15 protein-coding genes and 1 tRNA gene are annotated in these 17,988 nt (G+C 52.3%); 6 read left to right on the top strand and 10 right to left on the bottom strand.

Annotation, left to right across the window (positions count from 1 at the left end; translation table 11 throughout):
* Window positions 1-5: 5 nt before the first annotated feature.
* Window positions 6-1,613 carry a M28 family metallopeptidase gene (locus tag F0P93_RS14960; protein ID WP_150877199.1) on the top strand — a complete coding sequence of 536 codons (1,608 nt, stop codon included), beginning with the start codon at window positions 6-8 and terminating at the stop codon, window positions 1,611-1,613.
* Between the two features lie 123 nt (window positions 1,614-1,736).
* Here the strand turns inward: F0P93_RS14960 and F0P93_RS14955 are convergent, their stop codons facing one another.
* On the bottom strand, window positions 1,737-2,153 hold the full coding sequence (locus F0P93_RS14955; protein ID WP_150877197.1) for a helix-turn-helix domain-containing protein: 417 nt from the start codon (window positions 2,151-2,153) through the stop codon (window positions 1,737-1,739).
* 604 nt (window positions 2,154-2,757) lie between these two features.
* On the opposite strand from F0P93_RS14955, the gene F0P93_RS14950 reads away from it, so the two are divergent.
* Complete coding sequence (locus F0P93_RS14950) at window positions 2,758-3,801, top strand: NAD(P)-dependent alcohol dehydrogenase (RefSeq protein WP_150877195.1); 1,044 nt, start codon at window positions 2,758-2,760, stop codon at window positions 3,799-3,801.
* Between the two features lie 27 nt (window positions 3,802-3,828).
* Here the strand turns inward: F0P93_RS14950 and F0P93_RS14945 are convergent, their stop codons facing one another.
* Together F0P93_RS14945 and F0P93_RS14940 are read right to left on the bottom strand one after the other, a co-directional pair.
* On the bottom strand, window positions 3,829-4,767 hold the full coding sequence (locus F0P93_RS14945; RefSeq protein ID WP_150877193.1) for a sugar phosphate isomerase/epimerase family protein: 939 nt from the start codon (window positions 4,765-4,767) through the stop codon (window positions 3,829-3,831).
* Window positions 4,768-4,772: 5 nt separating this feature from the next.
* Entirely contained in the window at window positions 4,773-6,062 is a 1,290-nt protein-coding gene (locus tag F0P93_RS14940) for a Gfo/Idh/MocA family protein (RefSeq protein ID WP_225309492.1), read from the bottom strand.
* Between the two features lie 228 nt (window positions 6,063-6,290).
* Here F0P93_RS14940 and F0P93_RS14935 point away from each other — a divergent pair, with 228 nt between their 5' ends.
* The gene (locus F0P93_RS14935; protein WP_150877191.1) at window positions 6,291-6,716 is read left to right on the top strand and encodes a hypothetical protein; all 426 of its coding nucleotides are present in this window, start codon (window positions 6,291-6,293) and stop codon (window positions 6,714-6,716) included.
* 117 nt (window positions 6,717-6,833) lie between these two features.
* Here F0P93_RS14935 and F0P93_RS14930 read toward each other — a convergent pair.
* Together F0P93_RS14930 and F0P93_RS14925 are read right to left on the bottom strand one after the other, a co-directional pair.
* Window positions 6,834-6,917, bottom strand: a tRNA-Leu gene (locus tag F0P93_RS14930).
* A gap of 132 nt (window positions 6,918-7,049) precedes the next feature.
* Window positions 7,050-8,462, bottom strand: a complete 1,413-nt coding sequence (locus tag F0P93_RS14925; protein ID WP_150877189.1) for an MBL fold metallo-hydrolase RNA specificity domain-containing protein — start codon at window positions 8,460-8,462, stop codon at window positions 7,050-7,052.
* Window positions 8,463-8,595: 133 nt separating this feature from the next.
* On the opposite strand from F0P93_RS14925, the gene pbpC reads away from it, so the two are divergent.
* Window positions 8,596-10,944 carry a penicillin-binding protein 1C gene (gene pbpC / locus F0P93_RS14920; protein WP_374756775.1) on the top strand — a complete coding sequence of 783 codons (2,349 nt, stop codon included), beginning with the start codon at window positions 8,596-8,598 and terminating at the stop codon, window positions 10,942-10,944.
* 153 nt (window positions 10,945-11,097) lie between these two features.
* Window positions 11,098-12,258, top strand: a complete 1,161-nt coding sequence (locus F0P93_RS14915) for a Gfo/Idh/MocA family protein (protein WP_150877187.1) — start codon at window positions 11,098-11,100, stop codon at window positions 12,256-12,258.
* Window positions 12,259-12,372: 114 nt separating this feature from the next.
* Here F0P93_RS14915 and F0P93_RS14910 read toward each other — a convergent pair whose 3' ends face one another.
* On the bottom strand, window positions 12,373-13,101 hold the full coding sequence (locus F0P93_RS14910) for a ThuA domain-containing protein (protein ID WP_150877185.1): 729 nt from the start codon (window positions 13,099-13,101) through the stop codon (window positions 12,373-12,375).
* An 82-nt stretch (window positions 13,102-13,183) separates the two neighbouring features.
* On the opposite strand from F0P93_RS14910, the gene F0P93_RS14905 reads away from it, so the two are divergent.
* A complete protein-coding gene (locus F0P93_RS14905; RefSeq protein WP_150877184.1) occupies window positions 13,184-13,636 on the top strand; it encodes an NUDIX domain-containing protein in 453 nt (150 codons plus the stop codon).
* On the opposite strand, the gene F0P93_RS14900 is transcribed toward F0P93_RS14905, so the two are convergent.
* The 4 genes from F0P93_RS14900 to F0P93_RS14885 all read right to left on the bottom strand — a co-directional run bounded on the left by F0P93_RS14900 (window position 13,621) and on the right by F0P93_RS14885 (window position 17,986).
* Entirely contained in the window at window positions 13,621-15,069 is a 1,449-nt protein-coding gene (locus F0P93_RS14900; RefSeq protein WP_150877182.1) for a high affinity choline transporter 1, read from the bottom strand. The genes F0P93_RS14905 and F0P93_RS14900 overlap by 16 nt on opposite strands.
* A gap of 190 nt (window positions 15,070-15,259) precedes the next feature.
* Window positions 15,260-16,123, bottom strand: coding sequence for an inositol oxygenase family protein (locus F0P93_RS14895; protein ID WP_150877180.1), 864 nt, complete (start codon window positions 16,121-16,123; stop codon window positions 15,260-15,262).
* Between the two features lie 90 nt (window positions 16,124-16,213).
* Window positions 16,214-17,305, bottom strand: coding sequence for a serine hydrolase domain-containing protein (locus tag F0P93_RS14890; protein ID WP_150877178.1), 1,092 nt, complete (start codon window positions 17,303-17,305; stop codon window positions 16,214-16,216).
* Between the two features lie 102 nt (window positions 17,306-17,407).
* Window positions 17,408-17,986 (bottom strand): 5-formyltetrahydrofolate cyclo-ligase, encoded by a 579-nt coding sequence (locus F0P93_RS14885; RefSeq protein WP_150877176.1) that lies wholly within the window; start codon window positions 17,984-17,986, stop codon window positions 17,408-17,410.
* Window positions 17,987-17,988 lie beyond the last annotated feature (2 nt).

Raw genomic sequence — 17,988 nt, 5'->3', positions numbered from 1 at the left:
TAGGCATGATGCGACTCTTTCTCCTCTTTCTTTTGGCCGGAAATTATGCTTTCGCCACTGCCGACAGTGTTGCGATCGACGGCAAAGCGTTTGTCAAACACATTCAGGTACTGGCTTCAGACGCCTTCGAAGGGCGAAAACCGTTTACGGCCGGTGAAAAGAAAACCGTCGACTACCTGAAAACCGCGTTTCAGAAAGCTGGTTTGCAACCCGGCAATGGCAAGAGCTATTTTCAGGATGTACCGATGGTAAACATTGCCTCGACCCCGGCGGGTCCACTGATGCTGAAGGGTAAAAACGGCACGGTTTCGCTCGCGAACCTGACCGATTTTGTCGTAACAACGCCCCATGTGGAAAATCAGGTGAAGATTACCGATTCGGAGCTGGTGTTTGTGGGCTACGGCATTGTGGCACCCGAATACAACTGGAACGACTACGCGGGTCTGGACGTCAGGGGCAAAACCGTGGTGGTGATGGTGAACGATCCGGGCCTGATCGACAGCACGCTGTTTAAGGGAAACATCATGACCTACTACGGTCGCTGGACGTACAAATATGAAGAAGCGGCCCGGCAGGGCGCGGCAGGCGTTCTGATCGTTCATGAATCCAAAGCCGCCAGTTACGGCTGGTCCGTGGTTCGCAGCAGTTTCTCGAAATCAAAACTGTACTTACAGGCCGCCGACAACAACCGATCGCGGGCGACGGTGGAAGGCTGGCTTACGCTGGATGCGGCCAAGAGCCTGTTCAAGCACGCGGGCGTTTCGCCGGAACTGTTTCGGGAAGCGGGTGTTCGTGGTTTTAAGCCCGTCAAACTGGGACTGACGACTTCGCTGGTGATCAACAACCAGATTACGAAATCGACCTCCCAGAATGTGCTGGCCTTGCTCCCCGGCACCGATCGAAAGAACGAATACATCATTTACACTTCACATTGGGATCATCTGGGCAAAAGCGAAGCCATCAAAGGCGACTCGATTTACAACGGGGCGTCCGATAATGCGTCCGGCACGGCGGCTTTGCTCGAACTGGCCGAGACGTTTGCCAAACTGAAAAAGAAACCGTCACGATCCATCCTGTTTCTGGCCGTGACGGCGGAGGAACAGGGCTTGCTGGGGTCGGAATACTACGCAACGCACCCGGTTTTCCCGTTAGCCAAAACCGTTGCCAACATCAACATGGACGCGTTCATTCCGGTGGGACGGACCAAAGATGTGGTAATTGTCGGCAAGGGACAGTCCGATCTGGAAGATTACGCGGAGGCTGCGGCCGCCAGACAGGGGCGGTTTATCCGGGGCGATTTCAATCCGTCGGCGGGGAGTTATTTCCGCTCCGATCACTTCAACTTTGCCAAAGTCGGTGTGCCAGCCTTGTACCTCAAAACCGGTGTTCGGTCGGTGAAAAACGGCGAAGCCTGGGGAAAAGCCCAACTGGAAGACCACAACCTGAACCGCTACCACGCGCCCTCGGACGAATATTCATCGTCCTGGGATTTGTCCGGCATCCTCGAAGACATGCAGTTGCTGTTCAACGTGGGCTATCGCCTGAGCAACGAATCCACCTTTCCCGGCTGGAAAACCGGCTCGGAGTTTAAAGCCGCACGGGATAAGAAGTAAGGAAGAAAAGATAGAACGGCCCCGGTTGATGCCGGAGTTCGGGCAAACCGGGACCGCCTATTTTGTTACTAGAGCGTACAGCGTTTTATCGATAGCAAGACGTTGGAGGTATGGAAAAGGCGGCTAGACGCCGGGAACCATCAGTTTTTTTACAAAGCGACGCAGGGTGTCGTGACTGACGGGTTTGGTTATTCGGGTATTGACGTGTTCTAAAACCTGGTTGTAATTGCCCTGATACATCTGAAAAGCCTGTTTTACTTCTTCTACATGATCCTGGCGGGCTACATTCAACTTGGGCTTCAGACCACGGCCCGGTTTATCGATCAGTGCTTCGATTCGGCCTTTGTTCCACCGATTCATCCAGTTGTAAATACTCCGGCGGTCGACCTGGAACATGCTTACGAGTTCATTGACCTGCATCCCCTGAAAACTGTAGAGAATGCACTGACAGCGTCGTCGCAAGATGACATTATCCGTGGTAGAAATCAACTGACGAAGTTGCTTCATTTCATCCGGGGTAAGTGCTTTAATGTTTTTCATTGCTCTCAACAGTTTAATTGATGAGATGACTGCGGTTGCGTACCCGATTATTCCACATAGAGGTGTCGAATTTGCCGCCCCAGTCTTCTTTTCGTTCACGTTTCGTTAAAATCAGGAATACGAAAATAGTCTGATAAACAGTACGTTAAAAGTGACCGTTCAGGTTTATTGGAAAGGTTATATCGCTTTTAAAATAGGGGCATTTTTTCTTATTTAGACTGAATGTAATCAACAAAAGGTTTTTTATAAAATTTCAATAATGCTGTTTTTTTTACTTAAAAAAATATAAATCGATTTAATTATTACAAGATATAACCCCTGTTTTTAGGAGTTTACCGTATACAAATGGTTACTTAGATAGTGGCAAAAAAGATGGAAAGTGGTTTTCTTTTACGAAATAGCCCCAAACCAAATAATCACTTCTAAAAAAATTACAATAGGAATTAGAGTTTGTGCAGACAATAGAACTTTAGCTTCCAGTCCGGTTAATAGTTAAACCAATTCTGGAAAACCAGGTTGAAAAGAGAGAACCGGTCTCAATTCGGAGGCTCATTGAACACAGCGAAAGAACGGTCTTTTACACCCTATTTTATTCATCCCTATTATGATTGCAGCTAAAGGATACGCAGCCCAGAATGCGCAAACACCACTGGCTCCGTTTCAGTTTGAACGGCGCGAGGTGAAACCCCACGACGTTCAGTTCGACATTCTCTACTGTGGGGTTTGTCATTCCGATTTACACCAGATTCGGGACGAATGGGGCGGGTCGATTTTTCCGATGGTGCCGGGTCACGAAATCGTGGGGCGCGTGACCAAGGTCGGCGCGGAAGTTACCAAATTTAAGGTCGGCGATCTGGCCGGGGTCGGCTGTATGGTCGATTCGTGCCGCGAGTGCGAAAATTGCCGGGAAGGTCTGGAGCAATACTGTCTGGTGGGCAATTCACAAACCTACAACGGCCGGGAGCAGGACGGTGTAACGCCGACCTACGGCGGGTATTCGAACCTGATTGTGGTCCACGAAGATTTTGCGCTGCACGTCTCCGAAAAGCTGGATTTGGCCGCCGTGGCTCCGCTACTGTGCGCCGGAATTACCACCTACTCGCCCCTGCGTCACTGGAAAGTGGGCAAAGGGCACAAGGTTGCTGTGTTGGGGCTGGGCGGCCTGGGACACATGGCCGTTAAATTTGCCGTGGCTTTTGGTGCTGAAGTAACCATGCTGAGTACCTCCCCTTCGAAAGAAGAAGATGCCAAACGGTTGGGCGCTCACAAGTTTGTGCTGACCAGCGATCCGGCCCGGGTGAAGGAAGTGAAAGGGTATTTCGACTTCATCATCGATACGGTTTCGGCACCGCACGACTACAACCTGTATCTGTCTCTGCTCAGAACCAACGGCATACACATTTGCGTGGGCGCCCCCCCGACACCGGCCGAAATCATGGGCTTTAGCCTCATCGGCGGTCGCAAAAGCATCGCTGGTTCGGGTATCGGCGGGATACCCGAAACGCAGGAGATGCTGGATTTTTGCGCCGAGCACAACATCGTTTCGGATATCGAGCTGATTCCGATCAAAGACATCCAAAACGCATACGACCGGATGCTGAAAGGCGACGTGCGCTACCGGTTTGTGATCGATATGAATACGTTGTAAAACGGGCGGTTTTCCGGCGAATGAGCCTTAGGCCGTAAAAATAGCGTCCATTTTCTCGCGGATGGTCAGCAGCCGGGTGCGGTCGCCACCGTTGACTTCGGCCGACGCCCAGCCGGAATAGCCAATCTTTACAAGGGCTTTGTTCACCGCCGACCAGTTGCAATCGCCCTCCAGGAATTCAACGTCGAACCCTTTCCAGAGACCCTCGTCCTGCTGTTTCTTCAGACTGTACTCTTTGACGTCCAGTTTCAGAATCCGCTTGCCGAGGGTTTCAATCCAGTGGGTTGGCCAGCCGTAGCGGAGGATGTTACCCACGTCGAAATACCAGCCCACGAGCGGGTGTTTGAACTCATCGACAAACCGGGCGGCTTCCAGCGGACTGATCAGAAAACCATTCCAGACGTTTTCGAAGGCAATCTTGACGCCGGTTTTTTCGGCCATCGGCAATAGCTTTTTGATTTCCTTGCGGCAGCGTTCGTAGGCATCTTCGTAGCTAACATCGGCTTTCACCACGCCGGGAACCAGCAAAACCGTTGTGCCGCCGTACTGCTTCGTGTCTTGCAGCGATTTTTCCATCGCTTTCACGCACACTTCCCGAACCTTCGGGTCCGGATCCGACAGGGGCGATTTCCAGTGCGCCGAATTGACCGTGCCGGGCAGTTCCAGGCCGGTTTTGTCGCGGGCGTCCAGTACCTCCTTCAGGTCGAGGTTGTTGGGCGTGTCCAGTTCCACCCCGTCGAAGCCCAGGTCTTTCAGCAATTTGAATTTATCGAGTACCGACAAATCCTCTTTCACCATACCCCATTTCAGGCTTTTCTTCACCATCGGCGTTTTAAGAACCGGGTTGGAAACCGGATTGACAAACGGGGCGGAAACCGATGCAATCACATGAGGTGCGGATTCAATAGCGGCAAAACCGCCTACAGCGGCCAGCGAGCCGTTTTTTAGAAATTCTCTGCGTTGCATGGTTTTCAGGAGAAAGAGGTAATACCGGGTCGGGCGACTTCCGCAACCGGGGGCTTCATGTCAAAACTATAGGTGTCCGGGCCTAATTTTTCGGTAGAATTCATCGCTTCATCCCAGGTGATTCGACGGCCCGTATAGGCCGCCATGCGCCCCATGATGCCGAGCAGCGTGCTGTTGGCCATGTATTCGCCCTGATTGATCGGTTCGCCCTTCCGAATGGCCGCAAACAGCTCGTCGTGTTCCGTCTGGTACATGTCGTTGGCAACTCCCGAATATTTCCATTTTTTCCGCCCGGTGATTTCGTGTACGTTCCGGGACACGTTGGCGACCGCGCGGCCTTTCGTTCCTAAGGCTTCGCACATATAACTCCCCTCGCAGTTGACCTGCTGGCGGCTGAAATGGAATCCCTTGGCTCCGTCTTCGTATTCGTAGGTAATGGCGAAGTGGTCGTAAATGTTGCCATAGATCGGTTCGGTTCGAACCTGACGGCCACCGGTTCCGGCTGCCGAAAGCGGCATTTTGTCACCAAAGGCCCATGACATCATATCGACGCTGTGAATCGCCTGCTCGACCAGGTGGTCGCCCGATAGCCAGGTGTAATAATACCAGTTCCGGAGCACATATTCGGCGTCGGTCCAGCCCGGTTTTCGGGGGTGCGACCAGACGGTGCCAGTATTGTAGGTGTTGTAAACAGTAAGCACGTCGCCAATGGCACCGTCCTGAATTTTCTCAAACGTGGCCCGTTTGGGTTCATGAAACCGCCAGCAGAAGCCCGAGAGAAGCGAGATTTTCTTTTCCTTCGCAATTTTAGCCGCTTCCAGCACCTTGCGGACGCCGGGTGCATCGACGGCCATCGGTTTTTCGCAGAAAACGTGTTTCCCGGCCTGCACGGTGGCCATCAGGTGTTCGGGACGGAAATGCGGGGGTGTCGCCAGAATCACCACATCGACCCCCGACTCCAGCACTTTTTTATAGGCATCGAACCCCACGAATTTGTGTTCTTCGTCGACTTTGACCTTGTCGCCGTGGATTTTCCGCAGGTTGTTCAGCGAGTCATCCAGTTTATCCTTGAAAATATCGCCAACGGCGTGCAGCACCACATTGGGGTCGGCTTTCAGCGCCTGGGCGGCTGCGCCCGAACCCCGGCCCCCACAGCCGACCAGGCCGACTTTGAGGGTGTCGGTGTTGATACCGGCAAATGAACGTTGGGGGTGCAAAATAGTGACGGCGGGTAAAACGCTGCTGGCCAACGCCATGCCAGTCATTTTTAAGACGTCTCGACGGGAAGTACTCATACGAAAGTGGTTTAGGATTTTGGGTCGAAAAATCGGTGAAGATTTTCCCGGAAAGATAGCCAGTCCAACCGGGAAAGTCAAAATTCGGGTGGTTTTCACCTTTCGAAAGGCCATTTATCCCACCGGTTTACCACTTATCTAATAGATTGCAATAAAAGGTACTGGGTTTTGCACAGTAATTAAATAGATTTTTATCTTTAAACCTTCACGCTAAACCAACAAATCCTGATGAAAACGTTCCTCTTCTCCTTTTCCCTGCTTTTCAGCACCGTCCTCAGCTTTGGCCAATGCGACAAGGAAGTCAAGTTAACCACTTCAAAAACGGAATACCTGGATGCCGCCGGTGTGGTTCAGCGGACGGTGGAGGAGCAAAGCACCATTGACATTGGGAAAACCGATGTGCTGATCGTACCGGGGAATGCCGATCAAAAAATGATCGGCACCATTCAGTCGACCACCTGCACCTGGAGCGTTCCGTACAAGGAAGGGAAAACCGTGATGAAAGCGTTATTTAAAGAACCGTCCGGCGAAGAACGCCACGTGACGCTGACCATCGAAGGCAAAGCCGACCAACTCACGTTCCTGATGGAAATTGCCGAAATGCCGGATCGAAAGATTCGGGTGTGGGTGGAGGAGTTTGGGGAGAAAAAGTGAGGGGGATTGGTGCAAAAGTCACTACTTGCACATACTGAAACTTTTATGATCGCCACAAATGACATTTCCCACTAAAACAAAAAGCCCGTAATCAAGCGATTACGGGCTAAATTGCTGTGCCGAAGGCGAGACTCGAACTCGCATGAACTTACGCTCACACGCCCCTGAAACGTGCGTGTCTACCAGTTTCACCACTTCGGCATACATTCCCCAGATGGGATTGCAAAGATGCAGGGTTTTGATTTTCTATGCAAGTCGTCGCTACAGATTTTTTACGGTTTCTTCGTTTTTTTAGGTTTCAGGCGTCTTTTGCCTGCGCTTTTTACAAACCGCCTACAATTCCACCGACTCATACAGCGCCGGGATGTAGACATTCTGGAAACCGGCGCTCTGGAGTTTCTGCCGGAAAACCACCTGCCGGTCGTATTCGCCGTGGACCAGAAACACCTGTTTTACCTGCCCCGCATCCTGGCACGACAGAAATTCGAGCATCTCCCGGTAATCGCCGTGGGCACTGAAGGAATCCATCACTTCCACGTCCGCTTTCACCAGAAACGTTTCGCCAAAGATTTTCACCTGCGAATCGCCCCGCTTCAGGGCCCCACCCAGCGTTTCGGGGCCGCAGTAGCCCACAATCAGAATCGTGCAACGCGAATCTTCGATGTTGTTTTTGATGTGGTGTTTGATGCGTCCGGCTTCGGCCATACCCGATGCCGAGATGATGATGCAGGGTTCGTCGCGCTCGTTGATGGCCTTCGATTCATCCACATCCGACACGTAATGCAGGTTCGGGAAAGCAAAGGCGTCGCCGTCTTTTTCGATGTAGGCCAGAATCTCCGGGTTGAAACATTCCTCGTGCGCTTTCATCAAATGCGTGGCTTTCACGGCCATCGGACTGTCGATGTACACCGGAAGACGCGGCAATTCGCCCCGGTTTTCGAGCTGGTCGAGCGCATACACCAGCTCCTGCGTCCGGTCGACGGCAAAAGCCGGGATGATGAGCTTGCCCCGACGCACCACGCAGGTTTCGTGTACAATCCGGAGCAAATGCGCACTCATGTCGACTTCCGGCTCGTGGAGTTTGTCGCCGTAGGTCGATTCGCAAAGAATGTAATCCGCCTGCGGAAAGGGTTCCGGCATTTTCAGTATCTTGTCGTGCGGCCGGCCAATGTCGCCACTGAAAAACAGGCGTTTCTCCACCGAATCGCCGTTCGGAGCGGTTTCGTGGACGGTCAGGCTAATGGCCGCGCTGCCCAGCAGGTGGGCGGTATCGGTAAAGACCACGCTGACTTCGTCGCGGCTGAGCCAGAACGTTTCGCCGTATTCGACCGGTTTCAACAGTTCCAGGGCGCGTTCCACATCGGCGGTTTCGTACAACAGCTCGAGCAAGGCGCGGTCTTGCTTTTTCCGGCGTTTGTTGATCCGCTCCAGATCCTTTTCCTGAATGTGCGCACTGTCGAGCAACATGAGCTGGCAGAGATCAGCGGTGGCAGGGGTGCAGTAAATCGGGCCGGTAAACCCCTGACGAACCAGCCGTGGAATCAATCCGCAATGGTCGATGTGGGCGTGCGACAGGAGGAGGTAATCGACGTCGGAAGCTTTAAACCGGAAATCCTGATTGAGATCGTCGGTATTGATGCCCTGAAACAAACCGCAGTCGAGCAAAATGCGTGTTCCGCGTTGGGTCGTAATCAGGTGTTTACTGCCGGTAACGGTGCGGGCGGCACCAAAAAATTGTATTTTCATAAAAGGATTTATTTTTATCTGCCCTTAAAATCGTTTACACCCCTAAATCCCCCAAAGGGGACTTGGACACAGAATCTCCGGATTCAAAAGTCCCCTTTAGGGGATTTAGGGGCTTTTTAAAATAAGGGTTCGCATATTGGAAAAATTACTTCATATCGCCAAAAAATTCTGGAAACGACGCGGGGTAAAAGCCCTGGCTGCGTTCGTCGGGCTGTTGCTGGGGTTGAATTTGTTTTTTCCGCTAAAGGTCCGGCCACGGTATTCAACGGTTATTACGGCCGCCGATGGCACCATTCTTCATGCCTTCCTGAGTGACGACGACAAATGGCGATTAATGACAGAACTGGACGAAATCACGCCGGTGTTGCGAAAAACGATTTTACACAAGGAAGACCGATTCTTCTATTACCACCCCGGTTTTAACCCCTTATCGATGGCGCGGGCGGCTGTTCGAAACCTGACAACGGGCCGTCGAACGTCGGGGGCGTCTACGATCACGATGCAGGTGGTCCGGCTGCTGGAACCCCGAAAACGGACGTACACCAGCAAACTCGTTGAAGTATTCCGGGCCGTTCAACTGGAGCTTTTTTATTCCAAAGACGAGATTCTGCAACTGTATCTGAACCTGATTCCGTACGGCGGGAATGTAGAGGGCATCAAATCGGCGTCGATGCTGTACCTCGGAAAACCGCCCCAATTGCTGAGTCTGGCCGAAATCACGACGCTCACGATCATTCCAAACCGCCCTTCGACCCTGCGGCTGGGAATCAATAACAAGCTGATCGTTCAGGAACGAAACCGCTGGCTGAACCGCTTCCGACAAACCGGGCTGTTCACGTCCGAAGCCATCGCCGACGCCCTGGCCGAACCCTTGGAGGCACACCGGCGGGCCTTACCGAAACAAGCCCCCCACCTGGCGCTGCGGCTGAAAAAAAGCCAGCCCGATCAGCCGATTATTCACACGCTGCTGCGGCCCAACCGACAGGCGCAGGCGGAGCAACTCGTCGCCAATTACGTCGGGCGGGTGCGTTCGATGAACATTCACAACGCTGCGGTTCTGGTGCTCAATAACCAGACAATGGCCGTCGAAGCCTACGTTGGTTCGGCGGATTTTGCGAATGGCTATGACGGCGGGCAGGTCGATGGTGTTCGGGCGGTGCGTTCGCCGGGCAGCACCTTGAAACCACTGCTGTATGCCGTGGCTTTCGACAAAGGCCTGATGACGCCGAAAACCGTCCTGAATGATGTGCCGACGAGCTTTTCCGGCTACGAACCCGAGAACTACGACCGGCAGTTCTACGGCCCGATCACGGTGGAATCCGCGCTGGCGAACTCGCTGAACGTTCCGGCGGTGAAGACGATGCAACAGCTTGGCACACCGACGTTTATTAATTATTTGAAAAAAGCCGGTTTTGAAACCATCAAAAAACAGTCGAAAGGGCTGGGTTTGTCGGTCATTCTGGGCGGTTGTGGTGTCACGCTGGAAGAACTGACGAGGCTGTTTGCGGCTTTTGCCAACGGCGGTCAGATGAGCAATCTTAACTTTATAGCTCCCCATTCGACTGAAAATCCCGCGAAAAAAAGCCGCCTGATTTCGGAGGATGCTGCCTTTTTGATTACCAACACGCTTACCCAAATTACCCGCCCGGATTTGCCGAATAACTTTGACAATAGCTACCATTTGCCGCGCATCGCCTGGAAAACCGGTACGTCCTACGGTCGGCGGGATGCCTGGAGCATCGGCTACAACAAGCGGTATACGGTGGGCGTTTGGATTGGCAATTTTTCGGGCGAAGGCGTGCCGGAACTGAGCGGAGCCAACATTGCTACCCCGTTGTTATTCAGCATTTTCAACGCCATCGACTACAACTCGACCAGCGGCTGGTTCCGAATGCCGAAAAGCTTGTCGATGCGTCAGGTCTGCGCCGAAACCGGCGATGTGCCGGGTGAATTCTGTGCGCATAAAATCGTTGATTATGCCATTATGGGCGTTTCGCCCTACCGCCGTTGCCAACACCAGAAAACCGTCTGGACCAACCCGGCCGGAACCGTGTCGTACTGCGCCCATTGTTTGCCCGAAAATACCGGTTCGGAATCCGATCCTGCCGTTCAACGGTTTTACCCGAATCTGGCGCCGGAGTTAATTGCTTTTTACGAAAGTCGTCGGATTCCGTACCTGAAAATACCGCCCCACAACCCGGCCTGCACACGGGTATTTGCCCAACAGGGGCCGCAGATTGTGAGCCCGAACGACGGCAGTGAATATTTTATCAATCCCAATCAGCCGCAACAGTTGCAACTGAGTTGTCAGGCCGACAATGAAGTGAAGCTGGTTTACTGGTATCTGAACGATAAACTTTACCGAAAAGCCGCCCCAACGGAGGGCGTTTTCTTCAGTCCGCAACCCGGTTTGCTCAAAATTTCCTGTGCCGACGACAAGGGGCGAAATACCGACATCCGGATTTCGATCAAAGCCGAATGAGTTGTCTGGTTAATTTTACGGAACCGCCTTTCAAAACAGCTATACTTCATTAGATTTGTGCAACTTATGATGGGAGGAAAGACAAGGGACTTGGATCTTGTCACACCTCTGATTTCTTTACTCTGGTAGTATTTCTCCTAAAACCATTCTGGCATGAATTCCAACCGTCGTGATTTTTTACAAAAACTTTCGAAAGGCATTGGCGCTTCGGCGCTCGCTTCGCCCTTAGCCGGTTATGCGGCTTCGCTGAATCAGCAGGATGAATTTTCCCGCATCAACACGCTCGTTTCGCATCTGGGCGAACCGCTGCGGCAAGGCCGTAAATTGGGTATGGCGCTGGTCGGTCTGGGAGGGTATGCCAAGAATCAACTGGCCCCGGCTCTGCAACAAACACAGCACGTTCGGCTGGCTGGTATCGTGACCGGAACGCCTGCCAAAGCAGAAGAATGGATGGCTAAGTACAACATTCCGAAAGCGAATGTGTACGACTACAAGACGTTTGACCGCATTATCGACAACAAAGACATCGACGTGGTCTACGTTGTTTTGCCGAATTCGATGCACGCGGAATACGTCATTCGGGCGGCCAAAGCTGGCAAACACGTCATCTGCGAAAAACCGATGGCGATTACGGTGAAGGATTGCCAGGATATGATCGATGCCTGTAAGAAGGCCAACGTGCAACTGGCGATTGGCTATCGGCTTCATTATGAACCATTCACGCAGGAAATGATGCGGCTGGGTCGGGAGAAAGTATTCGGAAATCTGAAATTTCTGGAAGCCAGCGACGGTTTCAAGGCTGGTGATCCGAATCAGTGGCGGCTCAAAAAAGCGATGGCGGGGGGTGGCCCGATGATGGACGTGGGCATCTACGCCATTCAGGGTGTGCGGCTGGTAACGGGTTTGGAACCCATCTCGGTAACGGCCCAGTTTGCACCCAAAACCGACCCACAGAAATTCAAGGATGTGGAGGAGACAATGTACTGGCAGTTCGAATTTCCGAACGGTATCACCTCAACGTCGACTACCAGTTACGCTGCGGGCGTCGAGCGGTTGTATGCGTCGGCCGAAAATGGCTGGTTCGAGTTGCGCCCGGCCTTTGGCTACGGTCCGCTGAAAGGCATGACCAGCAAAGGTCCGATCGACAAACCGGTGGTGAATCACCAGGCGATGCACATGGACGGTATTTGCAAGGATCTGATCGACGGTAAACAACTGCCGAAGCACATCACGGGCGAAGAGGGAATGCAGGATGTGAAAATCATCCAGGCAACGTATCAGGCTGCGGAAACGGGGCGGAAGATTAAGATTTAAGGAGTTGTTTCGCGGAGTTGAGCGGAGAAAAAAGGGAGTTAAGCGGAGTTAATTATTTTCTCTGCTTAACTCCCTTTTTTCTCCGCTCAACTCCGCGAAACAATAAATCTCTTTTTACTTTTTCTTTCCCATCGCGTACTTAATCCCCCCCAGGATGTGCGTCAGGAATTGGGCGTCGCTGTAGGATTCGTCCGTGTGGCCCCCGCCGGTGTAGAACGACCGGCCACCGTCGAATTCACGGTACCAGATGAACGGGTGATTGTCACCGTTTTTGCCACCTTCGTAGGTTTTCTCATCCAGTTTTCCCAGAATTTTCAGGCCTGGCACAATGCTTTTGTAGTTGTACCACTCGTCGTAGCGTTTCCAGCGGTCGGGCAGCGCTTTGGTTGAAAGGTGTTTTTTATCCACGATTTCGATTTCGGCGTTCTGTTGTTTGGGGTGGCTCAGGAAGTAAGCCCCCACCAATTGGTTGTACCACGGCCATTCGTATTCGGTGTCGGCTGCCGCGTGAATTCCGACAAAACCGCCCCCTTTTTTGATATATTGCTCAAAAGCCGCCTGTTGTTCAGCGTTCAGAATATCGCCGGTTGTGCTCAGAAAAACGACGGCCTTGTATTTTTTCAGGTTTTCGGGTGTAAAAAGAGCCGCATTTTCGGTCGTATCGACGCTGAAACCGTTTTCCTGCCCCAACTTCACAATACTCATTTTACCCACTTCGATGGACTTGTGCCGGAAGCCTGCGGTTTTCGAAAAAACCAGAATCGCATCTTTGGCGTTTGCGGTCGTAGTTGCCAGACCGGTCAATACACACAGAATGCTGAGGAACTTTACAATCGTTTTCATTACACAAGGTTAAATTACAGTGTCAAAAGTATCGGTTTTGTTGTACTTTACTGTTCATGTTCCATCAATTTCTTCCTGAGTTATGAAAGTACGGCCTGCGGTGCTCCTGATCGAGAATAATCATTTGTTGTTGATGCATTACCGGTATGGTGACACGGACGTGTATGCCCTGCCCGGCGGCAATCCCGACCGGGGCGAAACCCTGGATCTGACGGTGATGCGCGAGTTGCAGGAAGAATTGGGCATTGATGTCGAAGTCGGGCCCATCGCGTTTGTTGGCGAAGTGATTTTCCCCCCGACCCACGGGTCGGAAACCAAAGAGGATGTGTTGCACGTGGTATTTGTGAGCCAACTGATTGGCGGTATTCCCCGCATCAACCCGGAAGAAACCACAGCACTGGCCGTTAGCTGGAAGCCGGTTGGCGAATTGGACGATTTGAATCTGTATCCGAATGTCGGGCGGCAGATTCAGCGCTGGCTGACGTCGCAGACCAATTTGGAATACATCGGAAAAATCGATCAGGCGTTTTTTTGATTGCCCCTAAATCCCCTGAAGGGGACTTTTAGATCTGGATAAGCTGCGTCCATGTCCCCTTCAGGGGATTTAGGGGCAATCATCACCCCCAGAACCATGCCTGCTATACTGGCCAGTAAACCATAGACCAGGGCCGGATATTCCGTTTCAATGGCCAGACAGGTTAGCCAGACAACGATTCCGCCCACCATCGACAACAGACAGCCCAGCGTGTTGGCCGGTTTCCAGTATAAACCGGCTGTGAGCGGCACGAATAACGATACCAGACTAAACGCCGACGACTCGCCAACCAGTTCGAAAATGTTGACGTCGCGGGCTGCGGTCATCCAGACGCAAATCAGGGTGATCACCGCCACCGCCAGCCGGATGGTACGCAGCAGCGTTTTGTCGCTGATGTCGGGCCGGAAAAACCGGTAGATATTCTCGCCAAAAACCGTGGCCGGTGCCAGAATCGCCCCACTCGATACGCTGAGAATGGCCGATAACAAGGCCCCGAAAAAGAGAATTTGCAGCGGCATGCTGGCTTGTCGCAACACCATGTTCGGAATCAGCATCTGGTTGTCCAGGTTCAAATCCGGGTGTAGCTGCTTTCCCACCAGCCCAATAAACAGGGGCAGCATGGCAATGGTGATGTACAGAAGCGAGGCCAGATAGGAAGCCCGGACCGTGGTCCGCTCGTTTTTGGCCGACATCACGCGCTGGAAAACGTCCTGTTGCGGAATGGAACCCAGGCCGATGGTGATCCAGGCGGCCACCCAGCCGACGCTGTCTTTGAACGTCGGTTTGGGCAGGAAATGGAAAAAACCGGGCTTGGTTTTCTGGACGATGCTGGCTATCCCGTCGGTCTGATTATACAGAATAACGGCAATGATGATCAACGCAATGACGATGATGATGTTGTGGAGGAAATCGGTGATGGAAAGCGACCACATGCCGCCCATCATCGTGTAGATCATCACGATGGTTGCGCTGGAGGCAATGCACCAGAAAATAGGCACACCCGTGACCAGATTAAGGACAATCCCGATGGCGATGAACTGGGCGGAAATCCAGCTAAAATACGACGGAATGACCAGTGCTGCCGACAGAAACTCCGCCGAACGGCCAAAGCGGATGCTGAAATAATCCGAAAACGTGGTGATTCCCAGCCGATACAGCGGTCGGGCGTAAAAGGCCCCAACCAGAAACAGGCACAAGGCCGACCCGAACGGTTCTTCGATAACGGCCAGAAAACCGCCATCGACAAACATCGCCGGCGCGCCCATGATCGTTTCCGAGCCAAACCAGGTGGCAAACGTGGCTGAAGCCGCCAGCGCCAGCGGGAGCCGCCGACCAGCCAGCACAAAATCCTGACTACTGGTTACTTTTCGGGCCGCCCAGGCACCGATGGCGAGGTTGGAGAGGAGGTAAAGCGCAATGAAAGTGAGGAGCATCCGGCGAGTAGGCTTGTCGTCACCAAAATAAACAAAAAAACCGATGTCGGAAACATCGGTTTTTTGTGTAACCCCGTCAGCGCCGGGCCGTCGATACGGTTGAAAACCCTGACGGCGGTTTGTTTTTAAATCTGGCTTTATAACCGCCGTCAGGGTTTTCAACCGTATCGACGGCCCGGCGCTGACGGGGTTACAACCGAATCGTCGCAGGCAAATACTTCGCGATCAGGTCTTCGTAATACGGTTTCAGTTCTGAAACGACCGGCGTTACCGGGCTTTTCGAATACAAATCGTACGGATTGAATTTATCGACCCACTTGAACATCGCCCGGTCGTGATCGTCCATCAGGTGATCATACGCTTTTTCGCGGTGTTGCGCGTAGAACGAGTGATACCGGATCATGTACAGGGCCGGTTCGGGCAGGTGATCTTTCGTAATGTGGTACAAATATTCGTCGTGACCCCACGACATCGTGACGTTTTTCAGACCGCAATTCGGTTCGTAAACCCCGTATTTGGTGTTGAAATCCTTGTTATACGTATCCGGATTGGCCGAAAAATACTCGGGATAAACGATCTTGTCGGAATGCGCACAGCCCACCGGGAACGTGTCGCCAACAACCGCCCATTGCGGTTCACCGAACAGACACAGGACTTTGCCCATGTCGTGCAGAAAACCGGTCAGCACAAACCAGTCGGGGTGACCATCGGCGCGGATGGCTTCGGCGGTTTGCAGCAAATGTTGCAACTGGTCGAGTTCAATATCCGGATCGGAATCATCGACGAGGGTGTTCAGAAACTCCATCGCGCCCCAAACCGGGATTTCTTTTTTGTCGAATTTGAGGAATTCAGCCCGTTTTTCCTGCACAAAATCGTACGTCTGGTAGGTGTGATTCAGGCGGTAAAACTCCCGGACGGTATCGCGGGCGGGGTCATCATAATTGCGGTATTCTTCCTTGGCCTTGTGTTCGGGTTCGGGGTAGCGGATCAGCAGATCATCTTCCCATTGTTCCAGGCTGGAGAGGGGGTTGCGTTCGGTGTCGGTGAATGCCATAGTAAGGTAGCTGTTAATAAGCCAATTAATGGTGTAAAGATAATCATTCCCCCAACTATTTCAAGTCTATCGCTTACCCGAAATAGCCAGTCAATTCGTCAGATTGTGCAATGCCCAAACGTCAATAGAGCTTTCCGTGTCTGCTTCTAGCACGTTTAAAACGTCGGCAAAAGGCCGGTGATTGTCGGCCAGATTTGAAAACAGAACAACCAATGTCTTTTTCTGCGGAATGCGAACGACGCAGTTGCTAAAACCGCATGTACTGCCGGAATGAAAAAACTCCGATGCTTCGCCGTTTGTTTGGGTGAAAAACCAGCCCAACCCGTAAAAACCGTTTGGCTGTCCTTCAATCGGATGTTGGACGGTTTTGAGTTTTTCCACGACATCGACCAGTTGGCCGGTTGTCAGCGCGTTGTCCCACTTTTTATAGTCCGCCAGGGAAGTGTAAACACAGCCGTCGCCTTTGGTTCCGCTCGTCACGCTCTGGTCCGAAAACCGGACGGTTTGGTCCTGATTCCGGGCATAGCCCATCGCCCGGTTGGGAATCATCCGCGTTGGTTCATAGAGCGTGGTCTGCCTCATGCCCAGCGGTTTGAAAAGGTTTTCGGTAATGAACGCCAGATACGGTTTTTTCGTGACCCGCTCCACGACTTGGGTAAGCAAACAGAAGGCCGAATTGCTGTAGCGAAACCGGCTCCCCGGTTCGAAATATGTCGAGTCCCGCGACTTCAGCAGCGTCAACACTTCCGTATCAAAAACCGGCTCCTTTCGACCGGACGACAGAAGTGATTCGTAATCCAGAATCCCGGAAGTGTGCGTCAATAAGTAACGTAGTTTGATACTTTTGCCCACTTTCTGGTTGAAGTCCGGGAAGAATTTAAGCAGATTATCGTCTAAGGAAAGCTTTTTCTGTTTTTCCAGCAGCAGAATACACATCGCCGTAAACTGTTTGGAAACCGACGCCATCCGAAAATTGGTTTCCGGCGAAATCAGTGCTTTGGTCTCCAGATTCGCCAGGCCAACACCCCGGTTGTAGACGGTTTTTCCATCGATCACCACCAGCAGGGCGCCACCGGGCTGGTCGATCGAAAAGTGGCGGTGCATCACCGAATCGAGAGCCGCCGGGAGCTTTTGAGCCAAAACCGTATGAAGCATACAACACCAGAAAACGAGGATTTTCATTGCGGCAATCTACGAAATAGGAACACAGATTTGACGGATGGAACGGATTTTCACGGATAAAATCGGTTTTAATCCGTTCCATCCGTCAGATCAGCGTTCCTATCAAAAATCCCAGATTTGATCGGGTGTGATGCAGAAATTTATACGAATGTCGCCTTCGTAAACATCGTCAATTTGATCGACCGGATCGAACAGCGACAGCCCAATTTTCAGGCAATCCGGGCGGCACTGCGCCAGAAACCGGTCGTAAAAACCGCCCCCGTAGCCGACGCGGTTGCCGGTTTGGTCGAACGTGAGTAAGGGAATTAGAATAATGTTAAATGATGAATGATGAATGATGAATGATGAAGTGGCAAGAGGCTCGGGAATACCGTACCGGTTTTTGATAAACTCGGTTTGGGGAGTGATCTCGTAGTTTTCCAGCGTTCCGGTTTCCAGATTCGTAACGGGCGCGGCTACCCGAATCTGTGGGAAATCCCGCCAGAGCCGCCGGACGATGAGCCAGGTGTTGACTTCTTTCTGACTTTCGATGGGCAGAAACGTACCGATAACCGAAACCGGTTTGGAGGGCAGAAGCGTAAAAAACTGATTTGAAATCGCTTCGCACCGGTTTTGCCACTCGGTTTCGGACAACGACCGGCGCTTCTGGCGGAGTGCAGCACGCAGCTCGGATTTCGTCATTG

The sequence above is a fragment of the Larkinella humicola genome (assembly GCF_008727875.1).
GTDB classification, from domain to species: domain Bacteria; phylum Bacteroidota; class Bacteroidia; order Cytophagales; family Spirosomataceae; genus Larkinella; species Larkinella humicola.
This window is presented reverse-complemented; position numbering and strand designations above follow the sequence as displayed.

Excerpts from the sequence above, each read along its gene's own strand:
- F0P93_RS14960 (WP_150877199.1), top strand. The coding sequence starts at position 6 with ATGATGCGACTCTTTCTCCTCTTTCTTTTGGCCGGAAATTATGCTTTC.
- F0P93_RS14955 (WP_150877197.1), bottom strand. The coding sequence starts at position 2,153 with ATGAAAAACATTAAAGCACTTACCCCGGATGAAATGAAGCAACTTCGT.
- F0P93_RS14950 (WP_150877195.1), top strand. The coding sequence starts at position 2,758 with ATGATTGCAGCTAAAGGATACGCAGCCCAGAATGCGCAAACACCACTG.
- F0P93_RS14945 (WP_150877193.1), bottom strand. The coding sequence starts at position 4,767 with ATGCAACGCAGAGAATTTCTAAAAAACGGCTCGCTGGCCGCTGTAGGC.
- F0P93_RS14940 (WP_225309492.1), bottom strand. The coding sequence starts at position 6,062 with ATGAGTACTTCCCGTCGAGACGTCTTAAAAATGACTGGCATGGCGTTG.
- F0P93_RS14935 (WP_150877191.1), top strand. The coding sequence starts at position 6,291 with ATGAAAACGTTCCTCTTCTCCTTTTCCCTGCTTTTCAGCACCGTCCTC.
- F0P93_RS14925 (WP_150877189.1), bottom strand. The coding sequence starts at position 8,462 with ATGAAAATACAATTTTTTGGTGCCGCCCGCACCGTTACCGGCAGTAAA.
- F0P93_RS14915 (WP_150877187.1), top strand. The coding sequence starts at position 11,098 with ATGAATTCCAACCGTCGTGATTTTTTACAAAAACTTTCGAAAGGCATT.
- F0P93_RS14910 (WP_150877185.1), bottom strand. The coding sequence starts at position 13,101 with ATGAAAACGATTGTAAAGTTCCTCAGCATTCTGTGTGTATTGACCGGT.
- F0P93_RS14905 (WP_150877184.1), top strand. The coding sequence starts at position 13,184 with ATGAAAGTACGGCCTGCGGTGCTCCTGATCGAGAATAATCATTTGTTG.
- F0P93_RS14900 (WP_150877182.1), bottom strand. The coding sequence starts at position 15,069 with ATGCTCCTCACTTTCATTGCGCTTTACCTCCTCTCCAACCTCGCCATC.
- F0P93_RS14895 (WP_150877180.1), bottom strand. The coding sequence starts at position 16,123 with ATGGCATTCACCGACACCGAACGCAACCCCCTCTCCAGCCTGGAACAA.
- F0P93_RS14890 (WP_150877178.1), bottom strand. The coding sequence starts at position 17,305 with ATGAAAATCCTCGTTTTCTGGTGTTGTATGCTTCATACGGTTTTGGCT.
- F0P93_RS14885 (WP_150877176.1), bottom strand. The coding sequence starts at position 17,986 with ATGACGAAATCCGAGCTGCGTGCTGCACTCCGCCAGAAGCGCCGGTCG.